Source organism: Stenotrophomonas acidaminiphila, from assembly GCF_014109845.1.
In the GTDB taxonomy this organism is placed as follows: domain Bacteria; phylum Pseudomonadota; class Gammaproteobacteria; order Xanthomonadales; family Xanthomonadaceae; genus Stenotrophomonas; species Stenotrophomonas acidaminiphila.
Window position 1 is genome coordinate 114,706 of sequence record NZ_CP043567.1, and the last position, 15,226, is coordinate 129,931.

Annotated in this window: 12 protein-coding genes and 1 riboswitch; of the genes, 8 read left to right on the forward strand and 4 right to left on the reverse strand. The window is 69.4% G+C overall.

The window, feature by feature from the left end; genetic code table 11:
• Window positions 1–97 precede the first annotated feature (97 nt).
• The gene (locus tag F0P95_RS00745; protein WP_182335327.1) at window positions 98–415 is read left to right on the forward strand and encodes a hypothetical protein; all 318 of its coding nucleotides are present in this window, start codon (window positions 98–100) and stop codon (window positions 413–415) included.
• A gap of 22 nt (window positions 416–437) precedes the next feature.
• On the opposite strand, the gene F0P95_RS00750 is transcribed toward F0P95_RS00745, so the two are convergent.
• Both F0P95_RS00750 and F0P95_RS00755 read right to left on the reverse strand, forming a co-directional pair.
• Entirely contained in the window at window positions 438–1,634 is a 1,197-nt protein-coding gene (locus F0P95_RS00750; RefSeq protein WP_232528719.1) for a serine hydrolase domain-containing protein, read from the reverse strand.
• Between the two features lie 275 nt (window positions 1,635–1,909).
• The gene (locus tag F0P95_RS00755; RefSeq protein ID WP_182336643.1) at window positions 1,910–3,001 is read right to left on the reverse strand and encodes a DNA glycosylase AlkZ-like family protein; all 1,092 of its coding nucleotides are present in this window, start codon (window positions 2,999–3,001) and stop codon (window positions 1,910–1,912) included.
• 146 nt (window positions 3,002–3,147) lie between these two features.
• Here F0P95_RS00755 and F0P95_RS00760 point away from each other — a divergent pair, with 146 nt between their 5' ends.
• From F0P95_RS00760 to F0P95_RS00775, 4 genes are all read left to right on the forward strand, one after another.
• On the forward strand, window positions 3,148–3,783 hold the full coding sequence (locus F0P95_RS00760) for a GntR family transcriptional regulator (RefSeq protein ID WP_182335328.1): 636 nt from the start codon (window positions 3,148–3,150) through the stop codon (window positions 3,781–3,783).
• A gap of 231 nt (window positions 3,784–4,014) precedes the next feature.
• On the forward strand, window positions 4,015–4,152 hold the full coding sequence (gene stcA / locus F0P95_RS00765; RefSeq protein WP_152984944.1) for a lasso peptide StcA: 138 nt from the start codon (window positions 4,015–4,017) through the stop codon (window positions 4,150–4,152).
• A 51-nt stretch (window positions 4,153–4,203) separates the two neighbouring features.
• Window positions 4,204–4,890, forward strand: a complete 687-nt coding sequence (locus F0P95_RS00770; RefSeq protein WP_182335329.1) for a lasso peptide biosynthesis B2 protein — start codon at window positions 4,204–4,206, stop codon at window positions 4,888–4,890.
• The gene (locus tag F0P95_RS00775) at window positions 4,890–6,632 is read left to right on the forward strand and encodes a lasso peptide isopeptide bond-forming cyclase (RefSeq protein WP_182335330.1); all 1,743 of its coding nucleotides are present in this window, start codon (window positions 4,890–4,892) and stop codon (window positions 6,630–6,632) included. Before F0P95_RS00770 ends, F0P95_RS00775 begins: the two co-directional genes overlap by 1 nt.
• Here the strand turns inward: F0P95_RS00775 and F0P95_RS00780 are convergent.
• Both F0P95_RS00780 and F0P95_RS00785 read right to left on the reverse strand, forming a co-directional pair.
• A complete protein-coding gene (locus F0P95_RS00780; protein ID WP_182335331.1) occupies window positions 6,629–8,719 on the reverse strand; it encodes an Atxe2 family lasso peptide isopeptidase in 2,091 nt (696 codons plus the stop codon). The genes F0P95_RS00775 and F0P95_RS00780 overlap by 4 nt on opposite strands.
• Window positions 8,720–8,756: 37 nt before the next feature.
• Window positions 8,757–11,171, reverse strand: coding sequence for a TonB-dependent receptor plug domain-containing protein (locus F0P95_RS00785; protein ID WP_182335332.1), 2,415 nt, complete (start codon window positions 11,169–11,171; stop codon window positions 8,757–8,759).
• A gap of 400 nt (window positions 11,172–11,571) precedes the next feature.
• On the opposite strand from F0P95_RS00785, the gene F0P95_RS00790 reads away from it, so the two are divergent.
• The 3 genes from F0P95_RS00790 to F0P95_RS00800 all read left to right on the forward strand — a co-directional run bounded on the left by F0P95_RS00790 (window position 11,572) and on the right by F0P95_RS00800 (window position 14,403).
• Window positions 11,572–11,856, forward strand: a complete 285-nt coding sequence (locus F0P95_RS00790) for a helix-turn-helix domain-containing protein (protein WP_054667693.1) — start codon at window positions 11,572–11,574, stop codon at window positions 11,854–11,856.
• Between the two features lie 189 nt (window positions 11,857–12,045).
• Window positions 12,046–13,170, forward strand: a complete 1,125-nt coding sequence (locus F0P95_RS00795; protein ID WP_182335333.1) for a phosphotransferase enzyme family protein — start codon at window positions 12,046–12,048, stop codon at window positions 13,168–13,170.
• A gap of 945 nt (window positions 13,171–14,115) precedes the next feature.
• Entirely contained in the window at window positions 14,116–14,403 is a 288-nt protein-coding gene (locus tag F0P95_RS00800; protein ID WP_182335334.1) for a hypothetical protein, read from the forward strand.
• A gap of 697 nt (window positions 14,404–15,100) precedes the next feature.
• A riboswitch (TPP riboswitch) is annotated at window positions 15,101–15,197 on the forward strand.
• The last annotated feature ends 29 nt before the right edge of the window (window positions 15,198–15,226 follow it).

A 15,226-nucleotide genomic window follows, 5' to 3' on the forward strand; every position in this document is an offset into this window, starting at 1 on the left:
GGCGGTTCCGGCTTCACCATGGCTTCACCGCGCCCCCATCGAGGCTCCGCGCAGCGGGCCAATGCTGCAGGCCCACCCATCACCCATGGAGTACGACGTGAACCACCTCGCGATCCGGCCGGCGATCGGCACCGGCCTGCTGCTCCTGATACCACTGGCCCTGTCCGTGCGCGACCGCCACCTGCCCGCCGGCCAGGGCTGGCACTGGGGCCCGCTCGACTTCGTGGTGATGGCGGCGCTGTTGTTCGGGGCCGGGCTGGGTCATGCGTATGCCGCGCGGCGGCTGGGCAGCCGGCGGCAGCGCTGGCTGCTGGGCGCCGCAACGCTGTGCGTGGTGCTCGCGATCTGGGTGGAGCTGGCCGTCGGCGGCATCAGCCAACTGCTCGACTACCTGCGTGGCGCCCGGCCCGCCTGATCGCACGCAACGACGCCGCGCCTCACGGCTTGACCAGGCGTTCCTCGACCGCGGAGAACGCCGAGTGCCCGCCCTTGCGCGCGTCCGGCAGGCCGGTGGCGAAGAACGCCACGCCGGTGCCGCTGGCCGGGTCGACCCACAGCCCCGACAGCAACCCGTACGCCGAGCCGGAATGGCCGATGCGCGCCACGCCATCGCCGAACGGATCGTCGCGGCAGCCCTTCACCGGCGTGGCCAGGGTCTGCATCGCCAGCCCATAGCGGCAGAAGAAGCCCTCGCCCCCCTGGCCGCTGTCGTCCTCTTCGGTGGTCATGCCGTCGCCCGGCGCATAGGTCCACTGCGGACGCGCCAGTTCGCGCACGGATTCGGCGCGCAGCAGGCGCACGCCATCGACCTCGCCCTCGCCCAGCAGCAGCCGCCCGATCCTGGCCAGGCCGTTGCCGGAAATGCGCAGCCCACCCTGCGGTGCGAACAGCGCACCGTTGTCGCCGGCGCGCCAGCGGCCCAGCTCACAGCTGCCGTCGGCCGCGGCCACTACCGGGCAATCCGGGCGACGCCCGCGGTTGTCGTCGCGCACCGGCTGCTGGGCGGCGTCGTACAGCACCACCGCGCGCGCCACGCTGGCATCGTCGCAGCTGGCCCAGTTGTAGCAGGCGGCGATGCCGAGCGGCTGCAGTACCAGGCGCTGCATCAGCCGGTCGAAGCGCTCGCCGCTGGCCTTCTCCATCACCGAGGCGACGAGCGGGAAATCGATGTTGGCGTAACGGAAATACGTGCCCGGCGCATGCACCGGATCCCAGGCGCGCGGGTCGTCCAGCACCTCGCGCAGCTGCCCGCCCAGCGGCACCGCGTAGTAGCCGGCGGCATCGGTGAGGCCGGCGCGGTGCGACAGCAGCAGGCGCAGGGTGATGGGCGTATCCGGGAACTGCGGGTGGCGCAGCGGCCAGCCGAGCCAACGTGACACGTCGGCGTCCAGGTCCAGTTGCCCGGCCTCGACCATGCGCATCACCCCCAGCGCGGTGACCAGCTTGGAGATCGACGCGATCCGCACCGGATCGTCGGCACTGACCGCGCGCCCGGCGGCGACATCGGCCATGCCGTGCACCTGGGTGGCGGTGACGCCATTGCGGTCGAAGTCCACCCGCACCGTCGCCACCGGCTCGGCCGCCTGCAGACTTGCCGCGACCAGCCACATCCCCAGCAGATACCCGACGCGCATTCGCGTTCCCCCCCCGTTTGCCGAAGCGCCGACCATAGGCAAGAACGGCGATGGCGTCGAGTGCACGATGGCATGCATCACGGCGGCGCTCCGCACCCGGCGCCGAGGTCGTTTCGCAGGGCGACGGGCACGGGCGCGCGATGGCCGCGCCGGGTGCATCGGACGCATCGGGCTGGCCATCGATCAGCGCCAGGCTGCTGCCGGCCCCACCGCACCAGGCTGCATGGGCGCTGCACGCAGGTGCGCAGCGGCGCGCATCGACAACCGGCCGCGGCTCAGCCCTCGAGTCCCAGAAACGCCGTCATCCGCGCCAGCTCCGCCTCCAGCGCCGCATCGAAGGCGGCATCCTGCGGCGGCCGGCCCGCCACGTAGTGCAGCTGCGCCTGCAGCGTACCGGCCAGCACCGACAGGTTGCCCCACCCGATCACGTGCTCGCGCCACAGCAACGGCATCGCGTAGTAGCCGAGCTTGCGCTTCGGCGCCGGGGTGTAGGCCTCGAAGCGGTAGCTCCAGCCCCACAGCAGTTCGAAGCGGCGGCGGTCCCACACCACCGGGTCGAACGGGGTCAACAGGCGCACCTGCGCGTCGGCCTGCCAGCGCCGGCTCTGCACGCGTTCGGCATCGGGCCACAGCCAGTCCACGCCATCCACCTGCGCGCACTGCAGGCGCTGGCGGGCGCGCAGCAGCGCCGGCCGGCACGCATCGCGCCACTGCGGAACGCCGTTGCCGAGGTAGCCGACCAGCTGCCGGAGGCTGGCCGCCGGCAGCGGTGCGTAAGTACCCACGATCAGGTCGATCAGCGCATCCAGCCGCGCGTCGATCTCCCGCGCCGCCACCGGTGGCGCATCCTCGCGCACCGCATACACGCGGGTGCCGCCGTCGCGCCGCGCCACCCGCAGCAGGCCGCGGTAGTGCATGCCGTCGAGCAGCTGCGTGCTGGCATTGGACGAGCCGCCGAACCAGTTGGTGGTCTTGCCGTGGGCGAAATGGGCATCGACCTCGCGCGGATGCACCGCACCGCGTGCGGCGACGAACTCGCGCACCGCATGCGCCTGCTTCCAGCGTGCCGGCGTCCATGCCACGCGCGCCTTGCGCGGATGCATCAGCGCCTGGTGCGCGCGCGGCAGGAAACCGTAGTTGACGAAGAAGTCCTCTTCCAGCGGCAGGCGCGGGTAGCGCCGTTCCAGGTCGCCGGCACGGTACGCCCTGACCCGGTGGCGCAGGGTCAGGTCCTGGGCCCGCGCCGGCGCGCGGATGGGATCGGCCTGGACGAAGCCGAGCCGGTCTATCGCACGCATCAACGTGGTCGGCGTGAACAGCGTTCGGGCGATGGCGTAACGACGGAGCTGGTCGAGGCTGGGCGGCATGGAGGCATGATGCCAGTTGCCGCTGCCGCCGGCGGCGCATGGCGGTGGCCGCGCCGGCACGCCGGCGGACGCACTGCGGGGCATGCGGGCGGCTCCTGTACTATCGGTGCGGGAAAGGACGCCATACGCAGACAGGGAGTTCGGCCATGTGCGCGAACCACTCCAAGAGCGCATTGCTCTACCGCCAGGTCCGGCGCGCGTTGCAGTCGGGGCGCTACCTGCCCGGGCAGCGGATCGATCCGGGCACGCTGGCCGAGGAATTCAACACCAGCCCCACGCCCGTGCGGTTCGCACTGCACCGCCTGGTCGGCGAAGGGCTCATCGATGATCATGCCCGCAACGGGCTGCATGTGCCGCTGCTCACCGAAGTCGCCCTGCGCGACCTCTACGACTGGATGGAGCACCTGCTGCTGAGGGCCTGCGAGCTGGGGGCCAACGCGACCGACGGCCCGCCGCGCGAACCGGTGGGCGCGGCCCTGTACAGCCGCGAGGACCTGGTCAAGGGAACCTGGCAGCTGTTCGACGCGATCGCCGGCGCATCCGGATTCCGCCCCCTGCACGACGCGGTCAGACAGGGCAACGACCGGCTGGCGCCGGTGCGCCGCGCCAAGCGCGGGCTGATCGACCATGTCGGCGACGAACTGGCCAGGCTCAGCGGCCACTGGCAGAACCGCGACATGCCGGCGCTGAAAGCCGCCGTGCGCGGCTACCACGCACGCCGCAAACAACTGGTGCCGCGGATCGTGGCCTTTCTCGTCGACCACCGCGACCGGCACCTGTAGCCGCGGCATTCCGGCCACGGCGTCCGCATGCGCGCGGGCCCGTGCGATGCGGCGCTGCCCTGCGCCTGCGCGCCATGGCGTGCTGCTGCACCCACCCGATCCATGACCGCCGGCACGTCTTCGGATAATCATCGCCTGGCAACGCAATAATCATTTGAAAATCAAATCCACTGCCTCACAGGCTGGCGCTCGCCATGGAACGGCCATGGCGCAACCACAGGAGAGGCAACGATGAACCGCAACGACAACACCGGCGTCCACGCCGACGAAGTGATCGTGCTCGGCGTCGCCAGCGTCGAGACCCAGGGCATCCTGCAGGGCAACGAGCCGATGGGCGGCGAACCCGTGCCGGGTATTTCCGAAGAGTGACACACGGGGCGCACCGCCAGGTGCGCCCCTCTTCTTTCCGAGGACGCACCCATGCACGCCTGCATCGACCCCGACCTGTCCTACTGCCTGATCGACGGCCACCCGCTCTTCCTCGATCTGGCCGGCGACCGCTATTTCAGGCTGCCCGCGACGACCGAACAGGCGTTCCTCGCGCATCTCGACGGGGCGCCGCTTGCGGCGGCCGCTGCGCGGATGCTGGTTGCGCGCGGCATCGCGCCGGCTGCGGAGCAGGCGTCGCCGGATGCCACGGCGGGCGCGGCGACCCTCGATCCCCCCTCCGAAAGCGCGATGGAGCGTGCGCCGCACGGCCCGCCAGGCGGCCGCGCGCTGCCGCTGGGGGTCCTACGTGATGTCTGCACGGTACGCCTGCAGCTGAAACACCGCACGCTCAAGGACACGCTGGCGGCGATGGTGGCCTACCGCCGCGATCGTGCCGGCCCGCCCCATGCCGGCCTGTCCCCTGCCCTGCTGCAGCGCCTGTGCGCTGCGGCCGGCGCATTCCGCAACGCCCGCCTGTATGTTCCCGCTGCCACGCGCTGCCTGCCCGATTCGATCGCCCTGGTCCGGTACCTGTCCAGGCACGGCCTGTTCGCGCACCTGGTGTTCGGGGTCATGGCCAATCCGCTGTCGGCGCATTGCTGGGTCCAGGCGCGGCACCTGGTCGTGAACGACACCGTCGGCAACGCCTGTGCCCACACCCCGATACGGGTGGTGTGATGGCATACCGGTACCTCGCGCTGCTGCACCCGGCCGCTGGCGCCCAGGCGCCTTCCATCGATGAAGCCACGCATCGGCTGCACCCGCTGCGCATGCAATGCCACCGGCCAACCACCGGCTGCACGCTGTATGCCAGCGCGGACACGCCGGTGATCGTACTGCCGGGGCAAGGCCTGGTGCTGGGCCATGTCTTTTCGCAAAGCGGCACGCCGCTGACGCATGCGCGGCAGTTTCCGCCCTGCCCCACCCCTGGCGATCTGCGCCGGCACATCCTGGACAACTGCTGGGGCGCCTACCTCATCGTCCAGGCGGATCCCACGCGCGCCGACCGCCTCACCTTCCAGCGCGACCCCGAGGGCGGGATGCCCTGCCTCCATCGCATCGCCGATGGCAGCGGCTTCGTCGCCTCGGACGTGGAACTGCCCGTGCGCCTGGGCTGCTACCGCAGGCGCATCGACTGGGATGCCATCGGGCAGCGGCTGCTGTACCCGGACATCAAGACCGCGTGCACCGGACTGGCCGGCATCCGCGAACTGCTCCCCGGCACGCGCATGGACGTGCAGGGAGGGCGCACCACCCTGCACGCGCAATGGTCGCCCTGGGACGTCATCAACCGGCAGGATCCGTACGCCAGTGCGCGTGAGGCAGCCGACGCCGTGCGCGCCGCGGTCGGCATGGTCACCCGCGCCTGGGCCGGCGTCGACCGGTCGATCCTGCTCGAACTTTCCGGCGGGCTGGATTCATCGGTCGTCGGCATCAGCCTGAAAGACACCAGTGCCGCGGTGGCATGCTGCACGCTGGTGACGCCAGTGCCGGGCGCGGACGAGCGGCGTTACGCCAGCCAGGTGGCGGCCCTCATCGGCGCACCGCTGGATGCGCAGGTCATGGGCCTGGAATCGGTGGCGCACGATTTCGACGTTGCGCCATGGACCGCGACGCCGCGGGTGGGAATGCTGCAGCACGCCACCGACGCCATCATGGAACAGGCCCGGCACCGCCATGGCGCCACCAGCTTCTTCTCCGGCGGTGGTGGCGACACCGTCTTCTGCTACCTGACCTCGGCCGCCCCGGCGGTGGATGCCTTCCGGCAACGGGGCGCGGCGCAGGCGATGCGCGCGATCCGCGACCTGGCCGGATTGCACCAGTGCACCGTCTGGAAGGCAGGCAGGCTCGCATTGCGCAGGCAGCTACGCGCTCCCGGGCCGCCCTGCAGGCCCACGGACGAATTCATCGCGCCCGCGCGTGCCCCCTGCGCGCCCGATCTTCACCCCTGGCTGGACCTGCCCGGGCATGCGCTTCCCGGCGAACGCGAACGGATCTTCGCCCTGGCCGCCACCCAGATATACAGGGAGTCCGCGCCCCGGGCGATGCGCGCGCACCTGCGGCTGCCACTGCTGTCGCAACCGGTGATGGAAGCAACCCTGCGCGCGCCCAGCTGGATGTGGATCGCCGGCGCGCAGAACCGCTCGCTGGTGCGCCAGGCATACGTGGACGTCCTTCCGCAGGCGATCCTCGCGCGCCGCAGCAAGGGCTCCTTCGCCGGCTACATCGGCGCGCTGCACGCCCGGCACCGGCCGCGCCTGCGCGAGTTCCTGCTCGACGGCATGCTGCACGCGCAGGGCATCGTGGACGGTGCCTCGCTGGAGCGCTGCTTCGAACGCGAGCCCAGCCCGCGCGACCGCTCCATCGGCCGCATCCTGGAGCTGTGCGCGGTGGAGAACTGGGCACGGCATCAGTCCTAGCGACGCGCGTTCCCCCGGTCCCCTGCACCCTGCCTGGCGGCCATCACCCGCCAGCGCGCGTATTGCCCGGCCTTGGACGGGTGCGGGTCCTCGATGCCCTGCAGCCAGAACCGGAACCAGTCCAGGTTGCGCTCGTACACGGCCAGCTTGTGCCGGGGCTGGAACTTCTGGTGCGCTTCGTTCGGGTAGACGTACAGGTCCGCACGCGCATCCCGGATCAGCGGAACCGCATAGTCGAGCGTGTGCAGGTACTCCTGCTCCGGCAGCTGCATCAGTACCGGCACGTCGACCCGCTGCAGGTTGAACACCGGCGACAGGCGTTTCCATTGCGCGGCCGTCGTTTCCGGGTCGCCCAGCTGCCAGTAGGTGCGCAGGCGCGAGAAGAACGTATCGCCGGACAGGCTCATCAGCGTGTACGCGAGCGGGGAAAAGGCGATGCTGCTGACCGACGCGGCCGCCAGCCTGTCCGTGTTCATCGCCATCCACACCGTCACCTCGGTGCCGTAGCTGAGCCCGCCCATGCCGACGCTGTCGCGATCGATTTCCCCACGCGACGACAACAGGTCGATGACGCTCTCGATGGCCAGGCGGCCGGTCTCGAACCGGGTGACCGCGTCCTGCACGCTCGGCGGCGCATTGATGCACAGCGCCGAGATGCCACGATCGGCCAGGGTCGCCAGCGGCCACTCGTCGCCGACCCCGCCGCGGACGAAGCCCGTGCACCGGTAATACGTCAGGAACAGCGGCGGCCGGCCATGGCCTGCGCGGCGGGCCGGGAAGTACAGCCCGTTGAACCGGCGCCCCGTCGCGTCCTGCCAGTGCAGGCGCTGTACCGGCACGTGCGCCATTTCCGCCGCCAACGCCGCATTCGGATCGAACAGCACCTGCCTGGCACCCGACTCCAGATCGATCCGCTCCAACCGCGGCGGATGGCGCGCGTCCGCGGCGACGCACACCAGCGCCGCGGCCGACGCACCGCAACCGCCGGGTGCCGCGCGCCCGCCGTTCACCAGCCCGGGGGTGCGGACCACCAGGACCACCCGGCCGGTGGCGATGTCCCAGCGGAAGATGGACTGGGCCTGGCTGTCGTCCGGGTCGGTCAGCGTGAACACCACCTCGTCGTGCCCGGGCCGCCACTGCACGCGGGTGATCGGCTGCCCGGTGCACAGCGCATCGCGGCAGCGCAGCGGCCGCCTGCCCTTGCCCGTGGCCACCACAAGCTCGACGTCCGGCCGCGGCCCCACGCCCTGCCACCCGCCCACGTGCACCAGCATCGCGGCGCGGCGGGCATGCGCATCCCATGCCAGCTTCCAGGGCGTGAACGCCGCCACCCAGCCCGGCGGCGACGCCGACGCGGTGTCCTCGCCGGCCACGTCCCGTACCTGCCCCGTCGCCAGCGCGATCTCGCGCCAGCGGTCGGCAGCGCCAGCCAGCAACGGCGAGCGGATCACGTCGCTGCCGAGCAGGCGCTGCGTGGAGCCGCGCCGGTCGAGATACCCCGAGCGGAACAATGGCTGGCCCAGCGGTACGGTCTGGTCGATGTGGATGCCACGGTCGTACTCGGCCTGCTCGGCGTCGCGCACCTGCTGGCGGGTGGCGCCGACGCTGTAGCGCAGCGACCGGCCATCGGCAGCGAGCCGGAAGCTGCGCACGTCGGCCGGGTCGCGCGTCAGCGCACGCGCGTCCGAACCATCGGCACGGGCCCGCCACACCGCGACGCGGCCATCGAGCAGCGCGCGGTAGTAGATGAAGCGGCCATCCGGCGACCACGCCACGCCGGCCGGGGCGAGCGATGCCCCATCCGATTCGCGCAGCAGCTGGCCGCCCTCGCCCACCCGGCGTGCCGGGGCGCTCGCATCCATGCGCTGCACGTACCAGGCGGTGTCGTGGGTGTTGCGCTCGACCGATGCACGCTGCAGCCGGAACGCCACGTGGCTGCCGTCGGGCGAGACCGCCAGTTCGCCCAGGTCGCTGACTTCCACCAGCTGGCGCGGCGAAACCCCCTGCGCGTGCAGCCCGCCGCCGAGCAGCATGCCGGCCAGCACCGGCGCGAGGAGCTGCCAGGCCCGCCGCATCACTGGGTTCATCGTTGGATCCTCCCCATGGGTCCGGGCCACGTCCGGCCTACCAGCGCCGGGATACGGTGAGGCTGGCGTAGCGCCCGATCGCCGACGCGTTGGTCGAGTCGTAGGGCACGTCGGTCGCCGCCGCGGGCCGGTACAGCGGCGGTGCGCGATCGAGCAGGTTCTGCACCGACAGCGCCACCTCGAAGCCGGCGCGGGTGTTGTTGCGCCGGGCGGTGGAGTACTGCAGGGCCAGGTCGAAGGTGGTGAACGAGGCCAGGTCCTGGCGCAACGCCGGATAGGTCGCGCCCCCGGTGTAGTTGGCGAACGAGGACGCGGTGAACCCGCCGTCGTTCCACACCAGCCCCAGCCGGCCGCGCAGTCTGGCCGGATAGAAAATGGTGCCGGCCAGGTCGAATGGCGCCTGCCCCGGCGTGTTCTGCTGGGTGCTGTCCAGCCAGCTCGCCGAACCGCGCAGGTCCAGGCGGCCGCGGCCCAGCGCGCGCCCGTATGCGCCGGAAAGATCGAGCCCCTTGATCCGCTGCGTGCGCGCGTTGACGTACTCGCCCCGCCCGATGACCACCACGGTGGCGGGGTCGTAGGGCTTGCCGGTCCAGTTGTAGAAACCGCCGGAGTAGGTGGCAAGCAGGGCGGCCTGCTGCTCCAGCGTGGGCGAGAACTCGAGGAACTCGGCCACCGCCGGATCGCTCAGCACCTGGCCGAAGGCGGCGAACGGCTGCACCACGCGCTCGCGGTAATCGATGTCGAACCAGGTCAGGTCCGCCTGCAGGCCGGGCACGCGGTCCGGGTGGAAGGCCAGCGACACGGTGCGCGTGGTCGCCCGTTCCGGGCCGAGCCGCGGGTTGCTGCCCCACGACAACAGCACCGCGTCGCCGGCACCGTACCCCGTGCCGCCGATCATCGTCGGCGGCACCAGGTAGGCCACCAGGCTGCCGTAGCGCTCGTTCAGCGTCGGCGCCTTGAACGACCGGCCCCACGATGCCTTGAACGTGACGTCGCGGCCCGGTGCATAGAGCAGCCCCAGCTTGGGCGTGGTCACCCGGCCGAAGCTGTCGTAATCCTCCATCCTTGCGGCGGCGGTCAGTTCCAGCCGCCGCGCCGGTGCCGCCGTTCCCGCACCGAGCAGCGGCACGTTCGCTTCCGCATAGGCGAAGCGGCTGCTGTCCTGGCTGCGCGCCTGCGCATTGGACAGCAGATTGCGGTTCAGCAGTTCGTTGCTGCGGTAGCCGGCACCCACCGCCAGCCGCACCTCGCCCGCGTCCAGCGCCAGCAGCGGCCCTTCGGCGCCGATTTCATACGAGCGGCTTTCGTTGCAGCGGCACACGCCCGATACCTGGCGTGGGTCGCCACCGGCATCGACGACCAACCACGCCCGGCCGATGTTCTCGTCGCGGGCCCGCACCGCACCGGCCTGCAGGGTCCAGCCGTGCGCCAGCCCGACCTCCAGCGACGGCGCCAGGAACCACGCCGTGCTGTCCGAGCGCTGGTCGTAATGGAGCCCGCGACCGGTCTGGTAGTAGACCTGGTCGCGCTCGGTGCGCAGCGCATCCAGGCGCAGTTCGGTCCTTTCGCCCAGCCATTGGTAGGCGCTCACCAGCCCACTGTGCGTGCTGCCGCCGGGGTAAAGCACGAAAGGCCGCGCCATGTGCTGCGTGTACGAGCGCTCGCCGGCATCGATCGGGTCGACGCGGGTATCGCGGAAGGTCGCGATCAGGCCGCCGTCCTTCCATGTCGTGCCGGCGGTGGCGTCGTACTCGCGCGTGTCCAGGCCACCGCCGCCCGCGCGTCCATAGCGGGCGCTGAGCACCGCCCCTTCCATGTCGCGCTTCAGGATCACGTTGCCGACGCCAGCCACCGCGTCCGAGCCGTAGATCGCCGATGCGCCGTCGGCAACGATGTCCACGCGCTCCACTGCGGCCACCGGGATGGCGCTGATGTCCACCGCCTGCATCAACCCACCGTAGGCCAGGCGCCGGCCGTTGAGCAGGGTCAAGGTCGCGTCCGGGCCGATCCCGCGCAGGTTGAGGCTGGAGCCGCCGCCTGCGTTCTGGTTGTACATGTTGCCCGAGCCGGTCGCGCTGACGACCCCCGGGTTCTGCCCGCCGTTGAAGTTCTGCGGCAGGCTGCGCACCACCTCGCCCAGCGTGCTGAAACCTTCCTGGCGGATCCGCTCGCTGCCGATGGCGATCACCGGCGAGGGCGTGATGCCGCCCCGCAGCCGGGTACCGGTGACGGTCACCGTCTCCAGTTCGGTCGCGGCCGCGTCCTGCACCGGTGGCGTGCCCGCGGCCACGGCGCCCTGCCCCTCGGCGTCCTCGCGCTGCGCGCTGTCCTGCTGCGCATCCGCATCGGGGCTGCCCGCTAACGGTTCCGCGTTCGGGAGCGTGGCTGCATGGCCATGCAGCGTGGCGAACAGGGCGATGGAAATGGCGTTGCGTAAAGCACGGGTCTTCATGCGGCGTCCTTTGGTTTCCAGGGTGGGTACTCGGGGGTGCGGTCCGTGCAGGGACGCAGGCGCAGGGCACACCGGGCCGGCCACGGGCGGGCGCGTTCCATGACAACGCGCTCCATCACGACGTGTTCCGTCACAACGTGTCCGGTCACAGACGGAGCCCGTCGGCCGTGCTGGCAATTCCTTCGTGGTGTTCCCGATGCCGTGCCCGGGCGTGGCCTGTGCGTTACCCCCGGCGCCGTCGCCCTGCCGTACCGCGTCGCGCTCCACCCGAGGGGGTGGAAGCGCATGCACGCGAAGCGTTCATTCATTAACCCGATGCGCACACTACGTTTAACGTAGTATCGGTGTCAAGCGCCCATCCGGAAGCTTTCGTTCACCGAAGCCCGGGACGTACACGGCCTTGTCCGAAAAGAGAGAGCTCCCCGTCTACAGCGTGCGTCTGCGCGAAGCGCGGGAGACCTATGGCATCTCGCAGCGCAATCTCGGCATCAAGGCCGGACTGGATGATTTCGTCGCCAGCACCCGCGTAAACCGCTATGAAACCGGCGTACACCAGCCCGACCTGCAGACCCTGCAGCGCATCGCCGAAGTGCTCGACCTGCCGGTGGCGTACTTCTTCGCCGAGGACGACGCGCTGGCGGAACTGATCAAGGAATACAGGCGCGGCAAGTCGCGCAAAAGCTGATCGCCGACGCTACTGCACGTAGTTTTCCTACAGCCCTGTGCGGCAACCTCCTACACCGGACAACACGGTCCCCGGCGTCCAGGCCCGATTGCACCGCACGGTCGTATTCCTGCCCCCCAGGCGCCCGACGGCGCGCCGCGCGCTACCCTGTCGCCCCGCACTCCCCCCGCATTACCGGCTGTCCCGTCCATGACCGCTTCCTCCCACCGCGTCCAGGGCCTCAACAACGACGAGGTGCCGGCCGACTGGCCCGCCATCAGCCCGCGCGAGATCGCATGGCTGGCGGGGCGCTTCCCGCAACTGCATGGCGCGACCGCCGCGCTGTGGCACAGCCCGCGACCGCTGTCGGCCGCGGCGCTGGTCGAGGGCGCGGCCGGGCGCGTGTTCGTCAAGCGCCACCACCACAGCGTGCGCGACGCGGCCACGCTGGGCGAGGAACACCGCTTCATCGCCCACCTGGCCGCCGCTGGCGTGCCGGTGGTGCAGGTGCTGCGCGACCGCGACGGCGCCACCGCGGTCGAACACGACGGCTGGACCTACGAACTGCACACACCGGGCAACGGCGAGGACCTGTACCGCGACGCGGTGTCGTGGACGCCGTTGACCAACGTCGCCCAGGCACGCGACGCCGGGCGCATGCTGGCGCGCCTGCACCACGCTGCCGCCCGCTACCACGCCCCGCAGCGCGGCACCCACCTGCTGGTGGCGCGCGACGACCTGATCCGCAGCCACGACCCCATCGCCGCGCTCACCGCCGACCTGGGCAACCGCCCCGGCCTTGCCCGCTACCTGGCGCGCATTCCGTGGGAAGACCAACTACGCGGGATCGTACTGCCCTGGCATGCGGGCCTGGCCGAGCGCCTGCGCGACGAACCGCGGCTGTGGGCGCACAACGACTGGCACGTTTCCAACCTGCTCTGGCAGGGCGACACGGTGAGCACCGTGCTCGACTTCGGCCTGGCCTCGCCCACCAGCGCGCTGTTCGACCTGGCCACCGCCATCGAACGCAATGCGGTGGCCTGGCTGGAGCTGGAACGCGGCGCGCAGGCCGTGCGCATCGACATCGCACTGGCGCTGCTCGACGGCTACCGCCAGCTGCTGCCGCTGTCGCCCACGCGCGTGCACCTGCTGGCCGACCTGCTGCCGGTGGTGCAGCTGGACTTCGCGCTGTCGGAAGTGGAGTACTTCGAAGGCGTCACCGGCTCCACCGCCAACGCCGACGTGGCCTGGCAGCCGTTCCTGCTCGGCCATGCGCAATGGTTCGGCAGCGCGCACGGCCAGGCGCTGCTGGCCGCACTGCACGCGGCCGCCTGAATCCGCATGCGGGGCAAACCCCGCATCTACGGAGTGCGGACCATGCAAGGCAAACCTGCCCCTTGGAGCGCGGCGCTGCGGGAACCCGCGCCCGCAAGTGCCGGGCTTGCCCAGCATAAGGTTATGGAATGCCGGTTGGCTGGACATTCCCAGTCGAGTTGATCGAACACCGACGCCGGCTGAACTGGCCGGCGATACCAACGAACTGAGCATGGCGTCCTTTAACTGCGCCGGCAGCAAGCGACCCAAGGCGGACATCTGTACTTCTACCGGAACGAGCTTGCCTTGATAACTGAGCCCACCGGTGGCTCCGGCTATACGCTGGCTTGTTAGCCGAACCAAGCCACCCTAAGATCGAGGTATCGCAAGAGAAAAGCTCGCCATAGGGTGCTTTGTAGACAAGTCGCATAACCGGACCCGTGGGTCCGTCTATTAGGTAGTTGGGTGCCAATGGAATTTGAGTCGATACGTCCAGTTCTTAGCGGTGTGGCTGGTGGCATCATTGCCACATGGCTCACCTCTCGCTGGTCTCGTCGGCTACCTTCAAGGCACAACGGAAAGTCACGCGACGCGCTTCTTCGGCAACATCGTCCTGCTATCTGGACGGCCAACACTCTCTTCTTTCTCGGCCTTATCTTCGGTGTCGCCCTGTATCGGATCGGCGGCTTCGACAACACCGACTGGCGACCACTCGGGCTTGGTTTCGGCCTCGCGTCTGTTTTGCCACTTCTGGCCATCTTCATAGTGTCTATCCTCTCCGGGAGAGACCCGCGGGGGGGATACGTTGCCTTCTCATTTGGCCAGGGCATGCCTCTCTGGGCTACCTACGGTTTACTTGGCGCAGGCTCGGTTGCTTTTGTGTTTGCACTTGCCAGCCTTGGCACCTAACCATTCATTCAAGCCGACGCCACTTCGCGGCGCGGCCTAATTCAGGCGTTAGCTGTTATGAGCAACAATTCAGCGTCTTATCCAACAATCAGTACCCAATGGGCCGGGATGCATGGGGAGGGAATGCAGCTTGAGCTCTCTTGTGATATCTCCGGGGAAAAACATTACTTCGCGAGCTTTGTAGCTGATCCGGCGGATGAGTCACTGGCACTGGAGCTGACAGTATGTGGCCGTCCTGTTCGTATAGCCGTTGCGCAGCTAGAGTCCTTGATAGCCGCGGCTAAGAAAGACGTACATTCAGAGGCCTGGTATGACAAGCAGTTGCCTTCCGGCAATAACAGCTAACAGTTCATTCAAGCCGAACCCGCTCCGGGGCTCGGTCTAATTCCAGAGTTAGGCCGCATGGACAGCTCCGATCGCATATCGCTCAATGATCTCTCGGATGTCCACAAGGTCGTATCGGCCATGCGTTCACGGTCAATTCTTGTCGCAGCTGTGGGCGGAGTCATCTTTAGTGCTTTCGTAGTCGCGGCATGGCTTTGGCTGCATCCTAGCGAGGTTTCTTCGGCTATTTTTCTAGCAGCCGTCACCTACCTTCTGTTCGGCCTGCCACTATTGGTGCATTCGGTTCGGCACTGGCGCAGGGTCTATCAGCGCATTGCGGATGTTGAGCTACGAGTCCAAGCAGGTGAGGTCCTGTACGGGTCGCAAGTGCAGCTCCCCTAGCATGTGAACTAACTGTTCATTGAAGGCGAACTCGCTTCGCGAGTCGGCTTGATTCCAAAGTTGAACGTCCACAACGGGCCGATCTCCGCCAGTAGTCAGCTCCTCAGTCCGCGAGCGCTCTTACCGCATCCAACCACTGGCGGCGCCCAATCCTGTTGGCAGGGCCATCCGGCGCCTTGGCTGCATGCACGGGGCTTTGGCGGGAAGGCCCCATGCAGGGCCACAGCCTCGCTTCCACGAAATGCCAGGCCCCCAGCCCGGCGAGGCCCGCTCCACCCACCCATGGGCCAAACCGCGGCATTTGTGGTCAAATACCGGCCTGAAGCGGGGGTGCCTGGGCTTGTCCAGGCTGAGAGAGTCCCTTGGAACCTGATCCGGTTTGCACCGGCGTAGGGAGCTTTGAGCAGCAGGCACACCGCCTTCGTGGCCGGTCGCGCGTGCG

Coding starts and splice junctions, on each gene's coding strand:
- F0P95_RS00795 (WP_182335333.1), top strand. CDS start 12,046: ATGACCGCTTCCTCCCACCGCGTCCAGGGCCTCAACAACGACGAGGTG.
- F0P95_RS00770 (WP_182335329.1), top strand. CDS start 4,204: ATGCACGCCTGCATCGACCCCGACCTGTCCTACTGCCTGATCGACGGC.
- F0P95_RS00755 (WP_182336643.1), bottom strand. CDS start 3,001: ATGCCGCCCAGCCTCGACCAGCTCCGTCGTTACGCCATCGCCCGAACG.
- F0P95_RS00760 (WP_182335328.1), top strand. CDS start 3,148: ATGTGCGCGAACCACTCCAAGAGCGCATTGCTCTACCGCCAGGTCCGG.
- F0P95_RS00750 (WP_232528719.1), bottom strand. CDS start 1,634: ATGCGCGTCGGGTATCTGCTGGGGATGTGGCTGGTCGCGGCAAGTCTG.
- F0P95_RS00775 (WP_182335330.1), top strand. CDS start 4,890: ATGGCATACCGGTACCTCGCGCTGCTGCACCCGGCCGCTGGCGCCCAG.
- F0P95_RS00800 (WP_182335334.1), top strand. CDS start 14,116: ATGAGCAACAATTCAGCGTCTTATCCAACAATCAGTACCCAATGGGCC.
- F0P95_RS00780 (WP_182335331.1), bottom strand. CDS start 8,719: ATGAACCCAGTGATGCGGCGGGCCTGGCAGCTCCTCGCGCCGGTGCTG.
- F0P95_RS00785 (WP_182335332.1), bottom strand. CDS start 11,171: ATGAAGACCCGTGCTTTACGCAACGCCATTTCCATCGCCCTGTTCGCC.
- stcA (WP_152984944.1), top strand. CDS start 4,015: ATGAACCGCAACGACAACACCGGCGTCCACGCCGACGAAGTGATCGTG.